The organism is Abyssibacter profundi (assembly GCF_003151135.1).
Taxonomy (GTDB): domain Bacteria; phylum Pseudomonadota; class Gammaproteobacteria; order Nevskiales; family OUC007; genus Abyssibacter; species Abyssibacter profundi.
The window spans coordinates 1-20,640 of sequence record NZ_QEQK01000013.1 but is presented as its reverse complement, the minus strand read 5'-3'; the positions used below and the strand labels follow the sequence as shown (position 1 = coordinate 20,640).

Sequence of the window (20,640 nt, the reverse complement as noted above, 5' to 3'; positions counted from 1 at the left end):
TCCAATGGAATACCCGAACCACGTTAGGGCATCGGAGCAGGGGATCAAACCGCTGAATCACGCAGATTTCTGCCTGGTTTGAACAAAATTTCTGATGGGGTCTCCGATCGATGGTTTGACAGCCTGTGATACCGTGAAAGCCCTTTATTTATCAGGATGTCCTGTGCAGATTGCAGAAAATACCGTCGCGAGCTTCCACTATGTGCTGAAGACGCCCGAGGGCGAAGTGCTCGAATCTTCACGTGAGGCGGAGCCGATGGCCTACCTGCATGGCACGGGTGGGATCATCCCGGGGCTGGAAGAGGAAATGTCGGGCAAGTCCACCGGCGACCGCTTCGAGGCCACCATCCCCCCGGAAAAAGCCTACGGTGAACACGATCCGGCCCGCGTCCAGCAGGTACCGCTGGCCGCATTCCAGGGTGTGGACAAGGTCGAGCCCGGCATGGTGTTTCGCGCGTCGACCGACGGCGGCGACATTCCGGTGGTGATCCGCGCCGTCGAAGGCGACACGGTTGTTGTTGACGCCAACCATCAGATGGCAGGCCAGACGCTGGTGTTCGATATCGAGATCACCGATGTGCGTGAAGCCACGCCGCAGGAACTGGAGCATGGTCACGTCCATGCGGGCGGCGCCGACCACTAGGTCGTCTCGCGATCGCGGACTCGCCGCTAGGACGAGTCCTATGACGAGCCGGTTGCAGCTTCGGGTTGCCGCCGGCTCGTTGCGTTTGGGCCGGGTTTGAGTCCGAACAGCGGGCGCAACCAGCGGCTACGCTGAATCACCGAGGTCAACACCCAGCAGCCCAGTAGGGTGCCGCCCAGTACGACGATGGGTTCAACCACCGGACCCAGCAACGCCCTGCCGGCGTAGTAGCCGATCACGACGGTGAGGCTTTGATGGAGTACATACCAGGGGTAAACCGATTCATTGGCCCAGCCAAGCCATCGCATTGGCCGGTTCAGCAGGTGGTGCGCCCAGGCCAGCATCACGAGCATCCAGGTCCAGCGATTCAGGTAAACGCTGAATAGCCAGGCCAGCCCTTCTGCCCCGCTGGCCTCGGTGTCCAGCCAGCGAGCCAACAGGCTGCGCATGGCAAAGCTCAGCACGCCAAGACCCAGCAGCCACCCCCGCAGCGCGGCCAGATGGGCCCAGAGGGCGCGATCTCGCCCGATGAGATAGCCGTAGATGAAGCAGCACCCAAACATCGCATGGGCGTAGCCGTCATCGATCAGGCTGTGACTGATGTAGGGAAACTGGGGGTACACCCAAAGCCCGGCCGCCATGAACGGCAGCAACGGAACAAGCACCAATGCCGTGCCCCGAAGCTGCACGAATCGTTCGCTTAGACGGTCGAGTTGAGGGGCCAGCGGGATGATCACCAAGGTGTAGAGCAGCAGGTACGCCAGGTACCAAAGGTGATTCCAGGTCACACCATTTTCCGCGCCGGCAAAGCTACCCGCGGGCCAGGGCCTCAGCTGCAGGTAGCGACTCAGAAACGCGAGATAATCCCCGTCGAACGCCTGATTGCGCAGGGCTTCCACATAGGCCTGGGGCGGCACCACAACCAGCATGCCGAAGAATAGCGGCAGGCCCAGGCGCTTGAGACGCTGGCGGGCCAGCATCGACGCGCTGCGGCCCCGGCGCATGAAATGCACCGCGAGTCCGCTGACGAGAAAGATCAGCGGCATGCGCCACTGGTTAAAGAAGACCATGACCGGCTCCAGCCAGGCCGCCGGATAGGCTGACTGCACATGCCAGTGCCAGGGCACATAGAACATCCCCACGTGATAGAGAATCAGCAGTCCGAAGGCGATGGCGCGTAAGGCGTCGATGTCATGACGACGCGGCTCGTGCAGGGCAGCAGGCATGGCGGCGAAAGCGAATCAGGGTTGACCGCCAGTGTGCGAACGGGGGCTGAGTCGCCTACCCCCGGGGGGCTGGGTGGCGACCTTGCTGGGGCCAGTGGCGGATAGGTGGGACGAATGGTTGGGACCCCGACCGCGGACCGGCTACCCTGCGCGCATGCTGCCTACGCTTGCCCAATACCAACGACATCGCCGCTGGATTGAAGTCGGTGGCTGGGGAGTGTTGTTGCTGGTCAACGCGGTGATGAACAGCCTCGTCGTCATTGCCGATCTGCGCCGTGCGGGGGATCCGCTGGCGGCCTGGCAGCCAGTGACCTGGGAGTTCACCAGCACCCTGGTCACCGCGATGCTGATTCCGGTCATTGTGATGTTCAACGCTTGGCTGCGACCGCGCACCCGCTGGTGGCAGGCCTTGCTGGCGCATGGACTGGCCACGGTCCCCTTCTGCCTGTTGCATGTGGGCGGCATGGTTTTACTGCGTGAAGCTGTCTATGCGCTGGTCGGTGAGGACTACGCCTTCGCACCGTGGTGGCGCGAACTCGGTTACGAGTATCTCAAGGATGTGCGCAGCTACTTTCTGATTCTGGCGCTGATCGAGCTCTATGCCCTGCTGCTGCGCCGATGGCAGGGCGAGGCCCGCATGCTGACCGACGATGCGCAGCAGCCACAGCCCGTCACCGATCGTTTCCTCGTCAAGAAGCTTGGTCGCGAGTTTTTGGTGCGCGTTCAGGACATCGATTGGATCGAGGCTTCGGGTAACTACATCACCCTGCATGTCGGTACCACCGAATACCTGTTGCGCGAAACGATGGCTCGTGTCGAACGTCGATTGGCTGCCCGGGAATTCGTCCGCGTGCATCGCAGCGCCATCATCAACCTGAATCGTCTAGTCGAGATTCGTGTGCACGACTCCGGTGATGGCGAGGCGCAGATGCACAACGGCGACCACGTGCCTGTCAGCCGTCGATCGCGTAGCGCGCTGAAATCGAGGCTGAACGTCTAGCCTCTGCAGAGTGACAGTGGATGCACTAGGCTGCGTCCTACCGTTTTCGGAGACACGTCGATGAAACCACGCTCGTTACTTCTGATGGTTGGCTTGCTGGCGACCGGCCTGGCCCAGGCTGGGCCTGCGACCCTGGAGGCCGCCGCCGCGGCTGATCACCGCACCGAGGCTTATGTTGCCCGCGATGCCGCACGGCATCCGGTCGAGGTGTTGGAGTTCTTCGGTGTCGATGCCGACGACACCGTGGTCGAGCTGTGGCCTTCGGCGGGGTACTGGACCGAGATTCTGGCCCCCTACCTGGCTGATTCGGGGCAGTACATCGCTGCCGTCTATGAGGTCGGCCCGGCCGACACCCCCAGTTATCGGCGCCGCTTACATGGCCGCTTGTTGGGCAAACTGGCCGACCAGTCGACCTACGGTAAAACCATTGTCACCACCGCCGATGCTGGGCAGTGGACGCTGGCGCCGGATGCCAGCGTCGATGTCGTGTTGACCTTCCGCAATGTGCACAACCTGTGGTGGGACGATCAGGCCGAGGCCTTCTTCGCCGCCGCGCATGCGGCGCTGGAGCCAGGTGGCGTGCTGGGCGTTGTCGATCACCGCGCCAAGCCGGATGCTGACCCGGCCGAGCTCAAGGCCAAGACCACCGGCTACATCCGCCAGGCCGATGTCATTCGCATGGCCGAGGCCGCCGGGTTCAAGCTGGCGGCCAGCAGCGAGATCAACGCGAATCCCAAGGATGACACCGAACATCCCCGTGGGGTCTGGACCCTGCCACCTTCGCTGGCCCTGGGCGACACCGATCGTGACGTCTACCAGGCGATTGGCGAGTCCGATCGCATGACGCTGAAATTCGTCAAATTGCTCAACTAGCCCGGCGACTGAGCGACCTATGAACTACGACTTGGTGATCTTCGACTGCGATGGCGTGCTGGTCGACAGCGAACGCATCACCAGTCGGGTGTTCTGCGACATGCTGGCCGAGTTGGGGCTGGAGCTGACCCAGGAGGAGATGTTCCAGCGCTTTGTTGGCCAGGCCATGGATCGTTGCCTGGTCATTATCGAGGACGCGCTGGGCCGACCGGCGCCCGACAATTTTGTGCCAGACCTGCGCGCCCGAGCGGCCCAGGCCTTGTTCGAGCAGGTCGAGCCGGTGCCTGGCGTAGTCGACGTACTGGACCGGCTGCCGGTGCCTGCCTGCGTGGCATCGGCTGGCGAACGCATGAAGATGCAGCTCACCTTGGGCAAGACGGGTCTTTGGTCTCGCTTCGAGGGCCGGATTTTCAGCGTCGAGGATGTTGAGCACAGCAAACCGGCACCCGATGTCTACCTGCTGGCGGCCAGCTCGCAGGGTGTCGCGCCGGCGCGATGTGCAGTGATCGAGGACTCGGCGGCGGGCGTCACCGCCGGTGTGGCCGCCGGGATGACCGTGTTTGCCTACACGGCCGATGTACCGGCAGATCGCCTACAGGCGGCCGGTGCGCATTACCTGTTCGACGACATGGCCGAGCTGCCGGCCCTGTTGGGTTTGCCGGCGCTGGCAACCGCCTGAACTGGATCAGCACCGCTGCGCGGCCGATCCCTCCCTTGAGTCAGATTTACCAGTTCGGACTGACTACACTCGCTGGCATCATGTTCCGATAACAATCGGAGGCCGCGGTGCGTACCGCGCGGAGCACAGATGCAGGGATCGTCACGTTGGATGATGGCCGCCATGGCGGCAGTGGGTGTTGCGACCACCGCGGGATGCGGTTCATCGGGTTCGTCTGGCGGAACGCCTGCACTGGGTGCGGCACCCGTGACCAAATTCGACTTGGCCAGCGGCTGCTATGTCCTGCAGGTCGACGGCCAGTATGTGCAGCGTGACGGCACGGCATATCTGGCGGTTGGAGACGATGCCACCACGGCTGAGCGCTTCCACATGCGCGCCGCCAACCTGGGGCGCTACCTGTTCTACGCGGTGGACGAAACCTTGATGACAGCCAGCGGCTCGTCGGTGAGTGCCACCACCGATCCCGCCGATGGTTCGGACTGGACCTTTGACGGTGATCAGGGCCGCTTCACCGCCAGCACCCTGGGTCAATCACTGGCTGCCGATGACGACGGGCTGCTGGTGCTGGCAGACACGCCAGCCACACTGCGCTTTGAGCCGACCACCGGCTGCACGGAGTACCCGGAAATGCCGGTGGGCATCGACGGTCCGACCTTTACGGGCCCGGCCGTCGGCCAACCGGTTCTCGGCTTCGCCGAGGTCCACGCGCACATGGGCATGGGCTCCGAACTCTCCGATGGCAGCGAAGACGTCGGTCCGTCTGCCGGTGGTGTGCTGTATGGCCAGGCCATCAACCGATTCGGTGCGCCCGCCGCGCTGGACAACTGCGTGCTGATGCACGGCCCCAACGGCACGCTCAGCGCCGAGAACATCCTGCTCGACGGCGATCCGCTGCAAACCCATGACACCCAGGGCTGGCCCAGCTTTATCGACTGGCCCAAGCAAGACTCCTTCCTGCACCAGCAGATGTATTACCGCTGGGTGGAGCGGGCCTATAAGGCCGGGTTGCGTGTCATGGTGGTTCACGGCACGACCATCGAGGCCCTGTGCAACCTGGCCAAGGCGACCTACGGCGACAAGACGGCCGAGTGCGAGGACATGATTACCGGCACCCAGCAGGTCGAGTTCCTGTACGACGTGCAGGACTATGTGGATGCCCAGTGGGGCGGCCCCGGTGAGGGCTGGTTCCGTATCGTCGGGTCACCGGTCGAGGCGCGCCAGGAGATCGCCAACGGCAATCTGGCCGTCATCCCCGGTCTGGAGTTTTCCAACCTGTTCCATTGCCGGGTCACCTTCAATCCGGACGGCAGCGAGAACAGCGACTGCACCCGAGACGATATCGACCGCGAGATCGACGAGGCCTGGGAGCTGGGTGTGCGTCAGGTCTTCCCCTTCCACGATGTCGACAGCGCGCTCGGCGGCACGGGGATCTTCAGCTCGGTGCTGAACTATGTCGGGTTCACCGATACCCGCGGATTCTGGAAGACCTATGACTGCCCGGACGGCGGCGAGGGTGAAACCTATTTCTACGATGCGGGGGCCGAGCTGGAGTCCGGCGCAATCACCCAGTTCAATGATCCGGTGACGCAGCTGATCATGGATCTGGCGCAGGGCCAGTTACCGGTTTATCCGCCCGGCCGCCAGTGCAATGCCCGTACGGTGACGGAGCTGGGTGAATACGCCATCGAGCAGATCATGAAGAAGGGCTTCGTGCTCGACATCGATCACGCCGAGCTGCTCAGCAAGCAGTACATGCTGGACAAGGGCGCCGAATTGGACCCGCCTTACCCGATGGTTTCGGGCCATGGCGGCCATGGTGGCATCAGTAATGACCAGGCCACCCAGATCATCCGTCAGGGCGGCATTATTTACCCGGCGTTGCCGCACGGGCGTGACTTTGTCGATTTTCTCGCCAAGCTGAAGCCGATCTGGGAGGCCTCCGGCACCAGCCGGCCGTTCGCCGTGGGCTACGGCGCCGATGCCAATGGCCTGCGCACCTTGCCGCAGTCACGCGGGGCCAGTGCCGAGCCCATCGTCTATCCGTTCACGCTGTTCCAGGGCGAAGGCTGGGGACCCCAGTTCGCCGAGGCCGGGATTGCCCCGTTGCAGGTGGACCTGCTGTCCATCCCCGGTGGCAAGCAGTGGGTCATGGATGAGGAAGGCATGTCGCACTACGGTTTGGTCGCCGATATCGTCGAGGGCATCCGGCTCGAAGGTGGTGAAGAGGCGATTACCGCGCTGTACAACTCGGCCGAGGCCTATCTGCAGCTTTGGGAGCAAACCGAAGCGGCAGCCGCGTCCGCGCGTGCGCAAGCGGATCGCCATTAAGCATGGTCGCTTCTTGATGCGAGGCAAGCCGGCAACGTGCTAGGCGCCGCCCCGCCGGCCTGCCTGGATCGCGCAGGCCGCATGCGTTGTTTCTTCGGGATCGGGTTGCTGCTGGGGGCGGTGTGGCCTCTCGCAGCCAGCGCCCACGGTTTCGGCCGGCTCTACAACCTGCCGGTGCCGTTCTGGCTTTACGCCTGGGCGGCATCGGCTGCGTTGCTGGTCTCGTTTTTGCTCGCGCTCTATTTCGTTCGCCGTCCCGAGGGGCCGGAACCGGAACCGACGACACGGACGATCCGTTCGACGGGTGGGTGGGTACGGCTCAAGTCCGTTTTGCAGGTCCTGAGTGTCGGCCTGCTGGTCCTTTGCATAGCCACAGCGCTGTGGGGCAATCGCGACCCGTATCGCAACTTCAGCATGACGTTCTTTTGGATCGTCTGCCTGCTGGGTCTGACCTACTTCACCGCCGTTGCGGGCAATGTTTACGCCTATCTCAATCCGTGGTCCATCCTGACCGGCTGGCTGGGGCGGCTCTGGCCGGGCTACGCCCGCGGTGCTTGGGTGTACCCGAAATGGCTGGGAGACTGGCCCGCACTACTGCTGCTGCTGGCTTTTGTCTGGTTCGAACTCTTCGGCAGGGGCATACCGCGCCAGTTGGGATGGCTGGTACTGGTCTACACGCTGATGAACGTGACGGCGGTGGGTCTGGTTGGCCGGCAAGCGTGGTTCCGGCATGGAGAACTCTTCGCCGTGTACCTTCGCCTCGTTGGCCGACTGGCGCCGTTGCGGCTCGGCGGTGAGGACCACCTGCGACAGCCCGCGGCATGGCGCTGGCCAGGCGCAGGCCTGGTCCACAGTCGTCCGGCCCACATGGCGACGGTGGTGTTCATTCTGGCGATGCTATCGACCACGGCTTTTGATGGTCTGCGCGCAACCCAGTGGTGGGTCCGGTTGTTCTGGAGTGATCCGACTGGCTGGGTTGAAGCCTTGATGGGCCAGCGGCCGATGCAGAACATTATCGAAGCACGCCGCTGGTACCTCGCCTGGGAAACACTCTGGCTGCTGAGCCTGCCGGGCATTTATTTCGCGGCCTACGCGGGAAGCCTTCAAGTCGCACGATGGATGACCGGCTCGCAACGCCCATTGCGAGCGCTGCTGCTGGATTTTGCCTACCCGTTGTTACCCATCGCGCTGGCGTATCACGTGACCCACTACGCCACGCTGGTGCTCACGCAAGGCCGGAAGATCGTCAGCTTGGTCTCCGACCCCTTTGGCTGGGGCTGGGATTTGTTCGGGACCGCGATGACGTGGCGAGCGCCCTTCCTACCCGAGATGAGTTGGGTGTGGCATTCACAGGTCGCGCTGATTCTGATCGGGCACGTCGCAGGCGTTTACGCCTCCCACCGCGTCGCCGTTCGCGTGTTCGAGACACCCCGCAGCGCAGCGCTCAGCCAGATCGCGTTATTGGTGCTGATGGTCGCCATGACCGTGAGCGGGCTGTGGATCATTGCTCAGCCACTGACGGTCGAGCGCATGACCTGATACGGGTATGGTCGCAGGCTTCAAGAGGAGCCGGCACCGGTTGTTACGGCAACAGGCTGCGCGACGCCCCGCCAGTCGACTGCCCGCTGTTGGCTCGCAGGTGCCGACCGGCGGCCGGCCGACCCGTTTATCGCGGTCATTGTTGGCATTCATCCGCCGACAGAGCCGCCAGACGACTCGTTCCCCTCATTCCCTTCTCGAAACCGAAAGCTCGGTATGACCCGATGTGACTTCGGGTAGCCGGCTAGCGTGACCCGGCTCCAGTCGCCCAATGGTCTTCGCGGTCCTCGCCCGCGAAGGCGAAGCCCAGGGGGTCGATCCGCGCAGTGGTCAAACGCTCCGATCAGAGGGCCTATTTCGTCATCCGGTAGCTGACTTAGACACGTCAAAAAACGATCACGCGGCTGAAACAAACGCAGCCTAGCCTCCGACGGGCTCAGTGGGGTCGGCCACCGTCCAGTTCTAAAGGCCACCACGGGATTTTTTCGGAGGATGCATGAGTAATTCGACGTTGATGCGAACGGTGGCCTGCGCTGCGTTCGCGGTGGCTTTGGCTGGGTGTGAAGGCTCAAACGGAACCAACGGTGCCAACGGTTTGGATGGCACCAACGGCGCGGATGGCGCGCCTGCACTGGTGACGCAAACCGAAATCGGTACGGGCACGGCCTGCACCTTCGGTGGCCTGCAAGTGGATAGTGGCACCGACGCCAATCGCAATGGCGCGCTGGAATCGTCAGAAATCGACTCGACCAACTACCTGTGCGAGGACGGTTTCTGGTTGCAACTGCTCCATTTCGCCGACGTTGACGGCAACGAAGCCACTGCACTGGACACGGTTGATGAATTCTCGGCGCTGGTGGATGGATTCCGCAACGACGCAACCTACGGTTTAGACACCGTGGTCGTTTCGTCCGGTGACAATGTGATCCCCGGTCCGCGTTGGTTTGCCGCCGAAAACGATACCGTGCGCACGCTGACCGGCAGCAATGAGCCCGGCCATGTCGACCACCTGTGGATGAACGCCTTCGGCGTGGTTGCGTCGGCACTTGGCAACCACGAACTCGACCAGGGCCCGGGCGAGTTCAGCGACGCTCTTTCCACCGAATCAAGAAACGGTGTCGTGTTCCCTGGTACGCGCTTCCCCTACCTCGCTGCCAACGTCGATTTCAGTGGTGATGCGGACTTGGCTCAACGCATTGGCGTCGATGGCGATGACGCCCGGCGGATGGGCGGCCAAGTCGCGGGTAGCGCGATCGTTCGGGTTCGCAATGAGTTCGTGGGCCTCGTCGGCGCTGCGACCCCGCAGCTTCCTAACATCACCACGACGGGCGCGCTGACGGTGGAGGGCAGCACCACGGCCATCGAACAGCTTGCCGCGGCGATTCAGCCACAGATCGATGCATTGACGGCGACCGGCATCGACAAAATCATCCTGCTCTCGCATATGCAGCAAATCAGCATCGAGCGCGCCTTGGCGCAGGCACTGACCGATGTCGACATCATCGTGGCCGGCGGTTCCAACACGCGCATGGGTGATTCCACGGACACGTTGTTCCCCGGTGATGCGGCCTTTGCGGAGCCCTATCCGTTCTCGACAACCGATGCCAATGGCGGCACGACCCTGATCGTCAATGTGGATGGCGACTACAAGTACCTCGGTCGACTGGTTGTGGCTTTTGACGACGCCGGTCAGATCATTCCCGGTAGCCTCGACGAGGCCGTAAACGGTGCTTGGGCCAGTACGGCAGAGAATGTGACGCAGGCCGGTGGCCTTCCGATGGAAGCCGTCGTCGCGTCGCGTGACGCGGTGCAGGGCGTGATCTTCGACCAGTTCGAGAATGTCGTGGGCCACACGGATGTGTTCCTGGAAGGCCGACGCGGTGTGGTTCGCACGCAAGAGACCAACCTGGGTAACTTGACGGCTGACTCCATGGTGGCCTACGCCGAAAACTGCACCGAACTCACCAATGTGATCGCGTTGAAGAACGGCGGTGGTATCCGTGCCGAGATCGGCAACGCGGTCACGACTGGGACCACCACAGACCTCTTCCCGCCGTTTAACGACGGGCTGAACGCAGACGCGGGCGATGTCAGCGAGGGTCACTTCCGGGGGACGCTGCGCTTTGACAACGGGCTTGTTGTCTTGGACGTGACCGGCTCCGAGCTGAAAGCGCTGCTGGAGCATGCGGTGGCGCAGACGGAACCGGGCGCGACACCCGGGCGCTTTCCCCAGGTGGGCGGCATTGCGTTCGGCTTTGATCCGGCGCTTGCTCCGGGTGCCCGCGTCACCGATCTGTGGGTGGACACCGACGCCGACAATACGCCCGACACCGCACTGTTTACGGGGGGCAGCGCACAGCCTGCGGCGAGCGACACGTTCCAGCTTGTGACCCTGAACTTCCTCGCCAACGGCGGCGACGACTACCCGTTCGACATGCTGAGCGCGCCCAACCGGCGTCAGATCTACAGCGGCGTGGGCTTTGGCGACCCGGACACGGCCCCGACCGGCACGCCGGACTTCCCCGTTCTCACCGCCTGTGATTTTGGCCTGCAGTCCGGGTTCAGCTACACCGGTGGCGAGCAAGATGCGTTGGCCGAGTTCTTCCTGATGAACTACCCGGACGCCGCAACGCCGTTCAACGTGGCGGAGACGGCCCCGGCTGACGACCGCCGGATTCAAGATCTCAGCGTGATCAACACGTTCATAGCGCCCTGATCCACTGAGTTCGCAATCTGTATCAGCCCCGCAGTGCTGCAAGCAGCATTGCGGGGTTTTTTCATTCTGAGTGCGCTCGACAACGTCCCGAACATCGAGTGTTCTGAGGCTCCGCAATCAGGCGTTCCAGTCGCCAAAGCACGTGGAATCCGCTCGGCTCGCCAGCCGTGGCGGCACTGCGACTCAAGGGTCGTCGACTGCAGGTAGCAGCAGGCTGTTTGCAGGGCGGTCGTCCGCTCGGTATCGCGACATGGAGACTCGCCCGTCGACCACTACGACGCCCTCGTTCTGCAGTCGCAGCCGCTGTTCGCCATGCAACGGATGATCAGGGGGAAAGCCGATGCGCCCATCCGCCCGCAGGACGCGATGCCAGGGCAGTTCTGCGTCGTCTGGGGCGCTGCGCAACGCGGCCACCGCGACACGAGCGCCGCGAGGAATACCGGCTTGCGCCGCCAGCTGTCCATAGCTCACGACACGACCGGCCGGGATGCGCCGCAGCGCGGCATGAACCCTGGCGTGCTGCTCAGACACGGCCACGATCAAACATCCTCGACGCAGGCCTGTAATAAATCCGGGTTGCCCGGGGACTATTCATGACGACCTTCCCCGACGGCGCAGACATGGAACACCTAGATACGATTGTGAAATTCTTAATGCTCGGCGGTTTTATCACGCTGATGATGTGGTTGGATCGTCGCTTCGATCTAGGCATGAATGACTGGGGTTGCGGCACGCGGCGATCGACGACAGACGATCAGGCGCTACGGGCCCGGCTCGAAGCGCTGGAAGCCGTGGTGACCGACCGTGATTTCGAGCTGGATCGCGAGTTCGACGTGTTGCGCCGGCGCGCTAGCTAGCCGCCGGGGCTGCGATCGCAGTCGCCGTAGGGCGGTGGCAGCAGGGCAGCCAGCGGAATGGCATCGGCCAGTGCCTGCATGCCCAGCGAGTTCGGGTGTAGGCCCTCGACGAAGTAGGGTTGGAACGGCTGGTTCGGGTCTAAGGGGCTGGCCATCGCACTGGCCACGTCGGCCACGGCATCGAAGGCTGTGCTGTCCATCAGCAAGGCATTGAGCGCGCGCCGCTCGGGTTCATCGGTGTCGACATCCCAGCCAAAGGGAACGGGCGGATCGTTGCGCGGCAGTATGGTGCTGACCACCATGTAGACGCCGGTGGCCTGTGCCTGCGCCGCCAGGTCGACGAGGGCATCGTAGACGGCGGTTGCCGGTACGCCGGCGCTGAGGTCATTGGTGCCAAGCAGCACGAACACGCTGCGCGTGCCCGCCCGCAACACATCGTCAGCAAACCGTTGGGTACCTGGCGGTCCGGCATTGCCGCCATCGCGCACAGTGGTCACGGTATTGCTGTTGATTCCCAGATTACGCACGCCCGCCGGTATAGCGGCGGCCTGCAGACGGCGGGCCAGAAAGTCGGGATACCGGTGGTTGAGGCCGGGCGTTGAGAAGGCGCCATCGGTAATGGAGTCGCCAAAGGTCGTGATCGCGAATCCCTCGTCGGTCTGCACCTGCAGGTCCGACAAGAAGAACCAGCTGCGTTCCAGTTGCGTCAGGGCTGCGCCGTTGGGGTCGGCCGCCACATCGCCAACACCGGGCGGGCTGACATAGTTCACGGCAAAGGCCTCGGCATGCCAGGTCATCGGTCCGCTGGGGCCCGACACATGAAAACTCACGGCCACGTCTGTGCCGGCCGTCAGCGCAAAGTCCACCGCATCGCTGCAAACCCGGGCACCGACCGGCACGGTGACCGATGGTTCGCCATTAAAGGCCAGGGCGGTTTGGTTGCTCACCGTGGGGCCGGCGACCACCTCGCCGATATAAAGACTGGTCAGGTGGAGTGGACGATCCCCCAGCGCATTGGATAGGCAGGCGCGGACCCGTTCGCCCCCAAGACTGGGATGCACGATCATGCGAAAGCTTTGATCTTCGGCCTGGTGATCGGGGAACTGGGCCGTGTACGGCGCCGCCCCCGGCTGGGTCAGCGGACCTGCGGGATAGGGCCCGTAGACGGCGGTTGCCCAGCTGCCAACCCAGTTGCCGCTGTCGCTCGTGGCCGATGGCGTGTCTGACGTGGATGCACCACAACCCGCCAGCAGCGCAGCCAGTCCGATAAGGGTCCCAATGGCCCGTCGATGGTGGCGCATGGGTGTCTCCTGCTTGTTGTGTTTGATCAGCCCAGCGTTTCCAATCGCTGCCGCCAGGCGCCGATGACAATCATGCGGCAACTGGCGATGACCACCTCTTCCGGCTCCCGGTAACCGGACAAGGCCCAGGCGCCGGCCGCGTAGATGATGGCACCGACCAGCGATTGGCCGAACAGTGCGTTATCGGCCTGCCCTGGGTCCAGCACACCAGGGGCCAGCGGCGAGGCGGCGGTGATCAACAGCGTGGCGAAGGCCTGGGAGGTCCGCATGTAGAGGCTGGTTACCTCGGCGCTGACCCCGAGAATCTCAGCCATCATGATCCGGGCGTTGCGGTCATCTCGCATGAATGCAAAGAAGGCCCGCAGTCCCGCATCGGTCTTGGACTCAATATCGTCATCCGCCTCGGCGAGCGCTTGCATTAGCGCCTGTTGCAGGGCCTCGGCCACGGTTTCATAGACGGCAATCAGCAGGCCCTCGGTATTGCCGAACAGCTCGTAGAAATAGCGGTCGGTAATGCCCGCCTGCTTACATACGGCACGGATCGTGGCGGCGCGATAACCCTCGGTGCCGATCAGTTGAAAGCCGGCCTCGATAAAGGCGGCACGGCGCTCGGCCATGCGGTCGGCGTGGGACTGTCCACCGTAAACCCGGCGGCTGGCTCTGGATCGGCTCATATCTATATTTGACGACACACGTCCTCAGAAGTAAAGTGACGACACTCGTCATCACTTCAGGTTCAGATCACATGAAGCAGTTTGCAAATAAGGTTGCGGCCATCACCGGCGCCGGATCAGGCATTGGCCGCGCGTTGGCCATGGAGCTGGCCGCGGCAGGCTGTGATCTGGCCTTGAGCGACATCAGCGAAACTGGTCTCAAGACCACGGCTGACCAGGCCACGGCGCAGGGCGTGAAGGTCACGACCACGGTGCTGGACGTCGCCGACCGCGAAGCCGTGTATGCCTGGGCCGATCAGGTGGTGGCCGACCATGGCCGCGTGAATCTGCTGTTCAACAATGCTGGGGTGGCGTTGGCGGCTCCGGCCGAAACCACCAGCCAGGCCGACTTCGAATGGCTGATGGACATTAATTTCTGGGGTGTGGTGTACGGCACCCAGGCGTTCCTGCCGCATCTGCGTGCCTCGGGCGAAGGCCATCTGGTCAACCTGTCCAGCCTGTTCGGGCTGATTGGCATGCCCACGCAGGCCAGTTACTGCGCCGCCAAGTTTGCCGTGCGCGGGTACACCGAAACCCTGCGCATGGAACTGGAGATGGAAGGCGCGCCGGTGAGCGTGTCCTGTGTGCATCCGGGCGGTGTGGCGACGCAGATCGCCAGCTCCGGTCGCGTGGATGCCGCCATTGAAGGGCTGACGGGTGCCTCGATTGACGCCCACAAGCGTCGGTCGGAGAAGGCCATCCAGACCACCACGCCGACCAAGGCCGCACAGATCATTCTCAAGGGTGTTCAGCGCGATGCGCGGCGCATCCTCGTCGGCCCCGACGCCAAGTTGCTCGACAAGTTCGCCCGTGTGCTGGGCGCGGGTTATCAGGCGCTGATCCTCAAGCGCTACCCGCGCGGCAAACAGGCCACCGCGACGCAGGAGGCCACCCATGGCGTTTGATGCTGCACGGCCCGAGGCCATCGACATCGATGTCCTGATCGTTGGCGCCGGCCTGTCCGGCGTGGATGCCGCCTACCGGCTGCAAACCGAGTGCCCTGACAAGACCTACACCATCGTCGAGGCGCGCGATGCCATCGGTGGCACCTGGGATTTGTTCCGCTACCCCGGCATCCGTTCAGATTCGGACATGAGCACGCTGGGCTTTCCTTTCGAACCCTGGGATAGCGACGTCAGCATTGCCGACGGCGACACCATTCGCCAGTACATCCAGGACACGGCGGCCAAGTACGGGATTGATCGCCAGATCCGCTTCGGTCATCGAGTCACCAGTGCAGATTGGAATAGCGAACAGGCGCGCTGGTTGGTGACATGCCAGACCGCAGGCGGCGAGCAGCGGTTCAGCTGCCGTTTTCTGCATGTCTGCTCCGGCTACTACGACTATGCCTCCGGCTACACGCCGTCGTTCGCCAACCGCGAGGCCTTCGACGGAACCATCGTGCACCCGCAGCACTGGCCGGAGGATTTGGACGTTGCCGGCAAACGCATCGTTGTGATTGGCAGTGGCGCCACCGCCATCACGCTCATCCCGTCGCTGGTCAAGAACGGCGCCCAGGTCACCATGTTGCAGCGATCGCCGACCTACGTGGTCAATCTGCCGCGCCGTGATGCCATCGCCGGCAAGTTGCGACAGCTGCTGCCGCAGCGCATGGCGGGCTCGCTGACCCGTTGGAAGAACATCTTGCTCAGCATGTATTTCTACCAGTACGCGCGGCGCAAGCCGGACAGCACGCGGGAAAAAATTCTGCACTTCGCCCGTCAGCAGCTGGGTGATGCGGTCGATGCCGATCTGCATTTCAACCCAAGCTACAAGCCCTGGGATCAGCGTCTTTGCATCGCGCCGAATGGCGATTTGTTCCGTGCCCTGCGCAAGGGGAACGCGAACATCGTGACCGACCACATCGAACGCTTTGAAGCCGAAGGCGTGCGCACCCGTGGCGGAGAACTGCTCGAGGCCGACATCATCGTCACAGCCACCGGCCTGAACATTCAGTTGTTTGGCGGGGCGACGCTCAGCCTGGACGGCCAGCCGGTCGAAACCGGTGAGCGGCTGATCTACAAAGGCATGATGCTCGATGGCGTCCCGAACATGGCCTTTGCCTTTGGGTACACCAATGCATCATGGACGCTTAAATGTGACCTGACGGCCCAGTACGTCTGCCGGCTGCTTCAGCGGATGGACAAACGGGGCGAGGCCGTCTGCATCCCCGAACGCCGCGAGGGCGTGGAAGCCGACGATATGGTCGATCTGGAATCCGGTTATATCCAGCGCGCCAAGGATTTCCTCCCCCAGCAGGGCACCCGGGCGCCGTGGCGTGTGCATCAGAACTACGTGATGGATCTGGCAGTGACGCGCTTCACCAAGCTGGATGACGGCACGATGCGGTTTCTTGCCCAGCCGAGCCGTACCGAGTCGCCGGCCAAGGCCGCCACCCAGGCAGCCTAACGGGCCCAGGTGCCAGGTCTTCGCGGTTTCGGCAGAGGTTGCTGCAGCTGACGGATTCCTGGCACCGGCTTCCCCATGCCAAGCTTTGACGTCGGTTTTCCGTAATGACGACGTGAAATCAAGCGTCTGCAGCCGGTTTTTCCAGGCATGCGGCTTGCAGAAGTCGGTTATTAGACACGCGCGACTGGGGAGCCGCCAACATGCCATCACGATTTGTTCTTCGCGAAGCTGCCGCACCAACGGTCCTCGGGCCGGACGACGGGGCCTGCCCCGAGACCCTGCTCACGGACGGCCGCTACATCCTGGAGATGATCGCCGTCGGTGGGGAGATTATCCGCGTGCGGGCCGAGCAACGGCTCGGGGATGAATTGCATGGCATCGTCGTCGGCGTACAACGCTACGACGCCAAGACGGCACGGCGGATGGCCGTGCCCGGCTCACGCTCGGGGGATGTGGAATCAGGCCAGCGGGTGCACTTCCTGCCCGAACACGTCCAGGCCATCATCGACGTAGAACTGTGCGCCGCCCATGACCGCCGCCAGGCGCAGCGCCCGACAATTCACGCACGCCGCAGCAGCGACCGCAGCCAGTCGCTGCGGTCCGCCTAATCGCAGACGGACCGGGGATCGCAGGCAGCAACTTGGCGGCGCGAGTCGGTCAGTGTTGCGCTAGTGCAGGCGAAACGCGGTTGTGGCCGGCGTATCGCTAGATCGCGGTAGCGCCGTGACCGCCTCCTGAGCGATCACAGCTCTGGAAGCGGTGTGATCAATCGGTGGGATGACATAAGCATCACCCGATTCCACACGTACGCCCCCGAACAAATACAGCAGTTCCAACGCCAAGCCTTCGGGTACGGGCTCGCCGCCGTTGAGCGGGCGAAGCGGCCCGACAAGAAGTGCGCGCTCCAGTGCATCGGGGTCATCGTCGACCACGATCAAATAGCTGGTTTGCGTGTGAAAGAGAAAGACGTCGGTGCAGGCCATGTCGGCCCCCGTGCATGCGGATCCAAGGACGTTATCGGCTGGTGCTGATCAAGCTTTAGCGACAACAAACGATCCCGCATCCTGCCCAAGCCGCTTCACCTCAGTCTGCGTGGACACACCAAGCAGCTGGCCACGGCAATCCTTCGCATCACGAGGCGTTTGGCAACACCACTGCGACACTCCCTGGGTGGTTAGAGAAGAAAGGCTTGCTAAGCAGCGTGAGCGGAGTCGGACGTTGCTGGCCTATGCCCTGCTCAACGACTCGCCGAAATGCAAAAGCTCATCACGATTATCAATGTGAGGATGAAAACCGGGCAGCATTGGAATCCAGATTTGGCCTGAATTTATTGACTTCCGACCATAGTCACTTGTTATGTGCGCGACCGACCTTGCCACCGAACGGGTGATTGGCTGGGATGAAACACCGCGAGAACAAGAACCGAATCCGGTTCATCGCGATAGAGCAAGCCGTGCGGGAAGGTCGTGAGCGGCCAGCGACGGATTTCGTGCTCCAGTACTTGCATCGCTTGGGGGTTCTCAGCGGCGCCATTGGCTGCGGTCTCAACCGCTGCTTGGAATTGGCGTGCGAGTTCGGGATTGATTTTCCGGTAGTAGGACTTCTCGCGCCGGATATCCTCGCGCGCAGCTGGCAAGAAGCTGATTGCCTTCAATGATCATCTTTCCGAAGTTCCGAGAACACGTCCGCGGCTGGAATCGCCTGAACTTCTCCGCGTTGATACGCGTCGTAGCGGCGTTGAGCTTCGGCTAGCCAAGCGCGTTCGACTGCCCGGGGATCGCCGCCGGGGCGCTCCTCAATGCTTTCCAGGAGATGGACAATGAGCCGCGCACGATCTTCAATCGGGAGAGAAAGTGCGTCGTTTTCAATAGCGTCAGCGGAAGCGGCCATGGCGATTCTCAGGCAATCCAGAACACAGACCTTACTCTACCGCTAAGACGCTCGGACGCGAAGCTCCGGAGCTAGCGGAAAGCACATAACGCCCGCCATGAGGGACATATTTGGAGTGGAGCGCGAAGCGCGTAACGGAAAATATGCCCCTCTCCATGGCGATGTTAGGCGGCATCTTCTCTGGCTCGCTCTAACTCTTCGATGAAGGCCGGTTGATCCTTTGGCGAGATCATTAATTCCTGACCGCGGCCGTACTTGATGTGAAGGCGATCAAGCGACAGTGCCGGGCTCGAAAGTGGATTGCGCGTTGGCTCGACCGATGAAATTTCGCTGAGCGGGACCTTCCATTTGAATGGCCCGCTTTGGACAAGAAGTCTTTCGCTGCCTATGGTGTATTTGGTTGACGTGAGTAGCCAGACAGGCAGGCCTGCTCCGATGGCAGCAATGAATGCACCAATAGCGATGGCAAATACAGACTTCGTTACGAGCGTTGCGCCGGCAGCAACCAGTGCCACACCCGCACTGACGAGCAAAACCACGAGCAGCCAAGTATCAATCTTGGACGTGTACACGGAATCAATCATTTCATTTACCGCCTAACGCCTGCCTTCAGCCGCCCATTTGGAGCGAATGACCGAAGGGAAGTAGTGGAAAATGGGTCGGCTGCAAGGCATTGTTGGACGTCAATCGGTGGCCGCTGCCATGAGCGCGCTGCGGTGTTTTTGATTCATAAATTGGAAGGCATTGGGACACCTTTCCTGAAGCTGAGCGAATGCTTCAGCGCAGTAGTTCCGTTCCTGTTTGCTCTTAGATTCGTACACCCCATCAAGCACAGTCAGTTCAGGACCAAAATAGCGAGCTTTTGCAATATCACGGAGCGACGACAGTTGATCGCGATTCGCCTGCGTGGCACAGGCGAAAACTCCAAACTCCTTCATCCGATAAAAGTCGGCAGGTTTGTCCTCACACAGCGGATCTGCAGAGATCATGTCGGTTAAGGCCTCTGCATAGGCTGCTTGGAGATCAAGATTAAATGCCTGGTGATACACGAACACACCGGCGATACCTGCCAACATGACTACAAAGGCAACGATCGACCAAATTGGACTATCAAACACTGCATAGAAACCAATTAGTGTTCCGGCTGCGCAGTATAGTGCGGCCATCAGAAGTGCCAGCGAGACCACCGGTTTTCCGTTTATAGCGGCCAAAATACCTAATACGAGCCCGACAACAACTATCAACGCACTGATAATTAACCGAATCATGTTCTTGCTGACGCCCAACGCCGCCCATCAGCCGCAGCCCGCAGGGCCGCCCGAAGGGCGCTTTTGGAGCGAAGCCGCAGGCGTAGCGGAAAAAGTGTCGGATGCATTGATGGAATGGACTCCTCCCGCCGTTTTACCGGCATCTGTGTGCCAAGCTGGTGTTTCTGAATCACGAGCTACACCGACAGAAGGAGTCCGAGCATGCAATCTACGACGATTGCCGTGGATACGGCAAAACTGATCTTTGAGCTGGTGGTGTCCGACGGGCGTCGCGTTGTCGAAAATCACCGTCTGAAACGGTCTGAATTTCAGGCCTTTATCGTTCAGCGACCACGCAGTCGGTTTGTCATGGAGGCCTGCGGAGGGGCCCACCATTGGGCTCGGTTGATGCTCGCGCACGGTCACGATGTGCGCTTGCTCCCTGTGCCCTACGTTCGCGCTTATCGCCGTCGCAATAAGACCGATCGGGCGGATTGCATGGCGATGCTCGAAGCCGATCGCAATCCCGAGATTCTGTCAGTGCCCGTCAAAGAGGTGGATGCCCAGGCCATCCAGGGTCTGCATCGCGCCCGGTCTGCATGGATGGGTAGCCGCACCGCTCGCATCAATACACTGCGCGGGCTGTTGCGCGAGTTTGGTGTCATCTTGCCACTCGGTGCAAAAGTCGCGGTCAAACAGATGGCCGCCGCCATTGACGATCCAGCCGTCCCTGACCTGCTGAAGATCACTCTGCTAGAGCTGCTGGCCGAGGTGCACGACCTGGATGACAAGATCGCCCGTGTCGAGCGCCAGCTCGCTGTCGTGGCACGCCAGACGCCGGCCGTGCGATTGCTGCAACAAATACCAGGAATCGGGCTGCTCACATCCACCGCGCTATACGCCAGTGCCGGTGATCCCAAGCACTTCCAGTCAGGGCGGCACCTCGCTTCGTGGCTGGGGCTGACGCCAAAAGAGCATTCAAGCGGCTCTAAGCGACACCTGGGCGGGATTAGCAAGCGTGGCGACAAGTACGTCAGAACGCTGCTTATCCACGGAGCGAGAACGGTTTTACTCAGTGCTAGGCGCAACCAGAACGCGGGCAGACCCCTGAGCCCGCTCCAGCACTGGGCGCTGGGCGTGCAGGCGCGATCCAATCACAACAAAGCGGCCTGTGCCGTGGCCAACAAGCTGGCTCGGATCGCCTGGGCGAGCTGGGCGA

21 protein-coding genes are annotated in these 20,640 nt (G+C 62.2%); 12 read left to right on the top strand and 9 right to left on the bottom strand.

Going from position 1 to position 20,640, the window contains the following annotated elements:
* The first annotated feature begins 163 nt into the window (after positions 1–163).
* Positions 164–643 carry an FKBP-type peptidyl-prolyl cis-trans isomerase gene (locus DEH80_RS13835; protein WP_109721102.1) on the top strand — a complete coding sequence of 160 codons (480 nt, stop codon included), beginning with the start codon at positions 164–166 and terminating at the stop codon, positions 641–643.
* A gap of 38 nt (positions 644–681) precedes the next feature.
* Here the strand turns inward: DEH80_RS13835 and DEH80_RS13830 are convergent, their stop codons facing one another.
* Positions 682–1,869, bottom strand: coding sequence for an acyltransferase family protein (locus DEH80_RS13830; RefSeq protein WP_109721101.1), 1,188 nt, complete (start codon positions 1,867–1,869; stop codon positions 682–684).
* A gap of 154 nt (positions 1,870–2,023) precedes the next feature.
* Here DEH80_RS13830 and DEH80_RS13825 point away from each other — a divergent pair, with 154 nt between their 5' ends.
* From DEH80_RS13825 to DEH80_RS13800, 6 genes are all read left to right on the top strand, one after another.
* Positions 2,024–2,869 (top strand): LytR/AlgR family response regulator transcription factor, encoded by an 846-nt coding sequence (locus DEH80_RS13825; protein ID WP_109721100.1) that lies wholly within the window; start codon positions 2,024–2,026, stop codon positions 2,867–2,869.
* Between the two features lie 60 nt (positions 2,870–2,929).
* The gene (locus DEH80_RS13820; protein ID WP_109721099.1) at positions 2,930–3,742 is read left to right on the top strand and encodes a class I SAM-dependent methyltransferase; all 813 of its coding nucleotides are present in this window, start codon (positions 2,930–2,932) and stop codon (positions 3,740–3,742) included.
* 19 nt (positions 3,743–3,761) lie between these two features.
* Positions 3,762–4,421 (top strand): HAD family hydrolase, encoded by a 660-nt coding sequence (locus DEH80_RS13815; protein ID WP_109721098.1) that lies wholly within the window; start codon positions 3,762–3,764, stop codon positions 4,419–4,421.
* A gap of 129 nt (positions 4,422–4,550) precedes the next feature.
* A complete protein-coding gene (locus DEH80_RS13810) occupies positions 4,551–6,749 on the top strand; it encodes a peptidase M19 (protein WP_165831476.1) in 2,199 nt (732 codons plus the stop codon).
* An 81-nt stretch (positions 6,750–6,830) separates the two neighbouring features.
* Positions 6,831–8,288: a hypothetical protein gene (locus tag DEH80_RS13805; protein ID WP_165831475.1), complete on the top strand. Its 1,458-nt coding sequence runs from the start codon at positions 6,831–6,833 to the stop codon at positions 8,286–8,288.
* A gap of 496 nt (positions 8,289–8,784) precedes the next feature.
* Positions 8,785–11,004, top strand: a complete 2,220-nt coding sequence (locus tag DEH80_RS13800; protein ID WP_109721095.1) for a bifunctional metallophosphatase/5'-nucleotidase — start codon at positions 8,785–8,787, stop codon at positions 11,002–11,004.
* A gap of 183 nt (positions 11,005–11,187) precedes the next feature.
* On the opposite strand, the gene DEH80_RS13795 is transcribed toward DEH80_RS13800, so the two are convergent.
* Positions 11,188–11,535, bottom strand: a complete 348-nt coding sequence (locus DEH80_RS13795) for an MGMT family protein (RefSeq protein WP_109721163.1) — start codon at positions 11,533–11,535, stop codon at positions 11,188–11,190.
* A 62-nt stretch (positions 11,536–11,597) separates the two neighbouring features.
* Between DEH80_RS13795 and DEH80_RS13790 the strand changes: the two genes are divergently transcribed.
* Positions 11,598–11,861, top strand: coding sequence for a hypothetical protein (locus tag DEH80_RS13790; protein ID WP_109721094.1), 264 nt, complete (start codon positions 11,598–11,600; stop codon positions 11,859–11,861).
* Here DEH80_RS13790 and DEH80_RS13785 read toward each other — a convergent pair.
* Both DEH80_RS13785 and DEH80_RS13780 read right to left on the bottom strand, forming a co-directional pair.
* A complete protein-coding gene (locus DEH80_RS13785) occupies positions 11,858–13,162 on the bottom strand; it encodes a GDSL-type esterase/lipase family protein (protein ID WP_109721093.1) in 1,305 nt (434 codons plus the stop codon). The two genes, DEH80_RS13790 and DEH80_RS13785, sit on opposite strands and share 4 nt — an antisense overlap.
* Positions 13,163–13,188: 26 nt before the next feature.
* Complete coding sequence (locus DEH80_RS13780) at positions 13,189–13,836, bottom strand: TetR/AcrR family transcriptional regulator (RefSeq protein ID WP_109721092.1); 648 nt, start codon at positions 13,834–13,836, stop codon at positions 13,189–13,191.
* 71 nt (positions 13,837–13,907) lie between these two features.
* On the opposite strand from DEH80_RS13780, the gene DEH80_RS13775 reads away from it, so the two are divergent.
* From DEH80_RS13775 to DEH80_RS13765, 3 genes are all read left to right on the top strand, one after another.
* Positions 13,908–14,780: an SDR family NAD(P)-dependent oxidoreductase gene (locus DEH80_RS13775; protein ID WP_109721091.1), complete on the top strand. Its 873-nt coding sequence runs from the start codon at positions 13,908–13,910 to the stop codon at positions 14,778–14,780.
* Positions 14,770–16,284: a flavin-containing monooxygenase gene (locus DEH80_RS13770; protein WP_109721090.1), complete on the top strand. Its 1,515-nt coding sequence runs from the start codon at positions 14,770–14,772 to the stop codon at positions 16,282–16,284. Before DEH80_RS13775 ends, DEH80_RS13770 begins: the two co-directional genes overlap by 11 nt.
* Before the next feature lie 200 nt (positions 16,285–16,484).
* Positions 16,485–16,892, top strand: coding sequence for a hypothetical protein (locus tag DEH80_RS13765; RefSeq protein WP_109721089.1), 408 nt, complete (start codon positions 16,485–16,487; stop codon positions 16,890–16,892).
* A 60-nt stretch (positions 16,893–16,952) separates the two neighbouring features.
* On the opposite strand, the gene DEH80_RS13760 is transcribed toward DEH80_RS13765, so the two are convergent.
* The 5 genes from DEH80_RS13760 to DEH80_RS13740 form a co-directional block, all read right to left on the bottom strand.
* The gene (locus DEH80_RS13760; protein WP_109721088.1) at positions 16,953–17,267 is read right to left on the bottom strand and encodes a hypothetical protein; all 315 of its coding nucleotides are present in this window, start codon (positions 17,265–17,267) and stop codon (positions 16,953–16,955) included.
* A 371-nt stretch (positions 17,268–17,638) separates the two neighbouring features.
* On the bottom strand, positions 17,639–17,938 hold the full coding sequence (locus DEH80_RS13755) for a type II toxin-antitoxin system RelE/ParE family toxin (protein WP_109721087.1): 300 nt from the start codon (positions 17,936–17,938) through the stop codon (positions 17,639–17,641).
* Positions 17,935–18,174, bottom strand: a complete 240-nt coding sequence (locus DEH80_RS13750; protein WP_109721086.1) for an addiction module protein — start codon at positions 18,172–18,174, stop codon at positions 17,935–17,937. Before DEH80_RS13750 ends, DEH80_RS13755 begins: the two co-directional genes overlap by 4 nt.
* A 164-nt stretch (positions 18,175–18,338) precedes the next feature.
* A complete protein-coding gene (locus DEH80_RS13745; protein WP_207774609.1) occupies positions 18,339–18,758 on the bottom strand; it encodes a PH domain-containing protein in 420 nt (139 codons plus the stop codon).
* 99 nt (positions 18,759–18,857) lie between these two features.
* A complete protein-coding gene (locus DEH80_RS13740) occupies positions 18,858–19,442 on the bottom strand; it encodes a hypothetical protein (protein WP_133249248.1) in 585 nt (194 codons plus the stop codon).
* Positions 19,443–19,643: 201 nt separating this feature from the next.
* On the opposite strand from DEH80_RS13740, the gene DEH80_RS13735 reads away from it, so the two are divergent.
* On the top strand, positions 19,644–20,640 hold a 997-nt coding region (locus DEH80_RS13735), incomplete at its 3' end, for an IS110 family RNA-guided transposase (RefSeq protein ID WP_109721084.1).

Excerpts from the sequence above, each read along its gene's own strand:
- DEH80_RS13830 (WP_109721101.1), bottom strand. The coding sequence starts at position 1,869 with ATGCCTGCTGCCCTGCACGAGCCGCGTCGTCATGACATCGACGCCTTA.
- DEH80_RS13825 (WP_109721100.1), top strand. The coding sequence starts at position 2,024 with ATGCTGCCTACGCTTGCCCAATACCAACGACATCGCCGCTGGATTGAA.
- DEH80_RS13820 (WP_109721099.1), top strand. The coding sequence starts at position 2,930 with ATGAAACCACGCTCGTTACTTCTGATGGTTGGCTTGCTGGCGACCGGC.
- DEH80_RS13815 (WP_109721098.1), top strand. The coding sequence starts at position 3,762 with ATGAACTACGACTTGGTGATCTTCGACTGCGATGGCGTGCTGGTCGAC.
- DEH80_RS13810 (WP_165831476.1), top strand. The coding sequence starts at position 4,551 with ATGCAGGGATCGTCACGTTGGATGATGGCCGCCATGGCGGCAGTGGGT.
- DEH80_RS13805 (WP_165831475.1), top strand. The coding sequence starts at position 6,831 with ATGCGTTGTTTCTTCGGGATCGGGTTGCTGCTGGGGGCGGTGTGGCCT.
- DEH80_RS13800 (WP_109721095.1), top strand. The coding sequence starts at position 8,785 with ATGAGTAATTCGACGTTGATGCGAACGGTGGCCTGCGCTGCGTTCGCG.
- DEH80_RS13790 (WP_109721094.1), top strand. The coding sequence starts at position 11,598 with ATGACGACCTTCCCCGACGGCGCAGACATGGAACACCTAGATACGATT.
- DEH80_RS13785 (WP_109721093.1), bottom strand. The coding sequence starts at position 13,162 with ATGCGCCACCATCGACGGGCCATTGGGACCCTTATCGGACTGGCTGCG.
- DEH80_RS13780 (WP_109721092.1), bottom strand. The coding sequence starts at position 13,836 with ATGAGCCGATCCAGAGCCAGCCGCCGGGTTTACGGTGGACAGTCCCAC.
- DEH80_RS13775 (WP_109721091.1), top strand. The coding sequence starts at position 13,908 with ATGAAGCAGTTTGCAAATAAGGTTGCGGCCATCACCGGCGCCGGATCA.
- DEH80_RS13770 (WP_109721090.1), top strand. The coding sequence starts at position 14,770 with ATGGCGTTTGATGCTGCACGGCCCGAGGCCATCGACATCGATGTCCTG.
- DEH80_RS13765 (WP_109721089.1), top strand. The coding sequence starts at position 16,485 with ATGCCATCACGATTTGTTCTTCGCGAAGCTGCCGCACCAACGGTCCTC.
- DEH80_RS13760 (WP_109721088.1), bottom strand. The coding sequence starts at position 17,267 with ATGGCCTGCACCGACGTCTTTCTCTTTCACACGCAAACCAGCTATTTG.
- DEH80_RS13750 (WP_109721086.1), bottom strand. The coding sequence starts at position 18,174 with ATGGCCGCTTCCGCTGACGCTATTGAAAACGACGCACTTTCTCTCCCG.
- DEH80_RS13745 (WP_207774609.1), bottom strand. The coding sequence starts at position 18,758 with ATGATTGATTCCGTGTACACGTCCAAGATTGATACTTGGCTGCTCGTG.
- DEH80_RS13740 (WP_133249248.1), bottom strand. The coding sequence starts at position 19,442 with ATGATTCGGTTAATTATCAGTGCGTTGATAGTTGTTGTCGGGCTCGTA.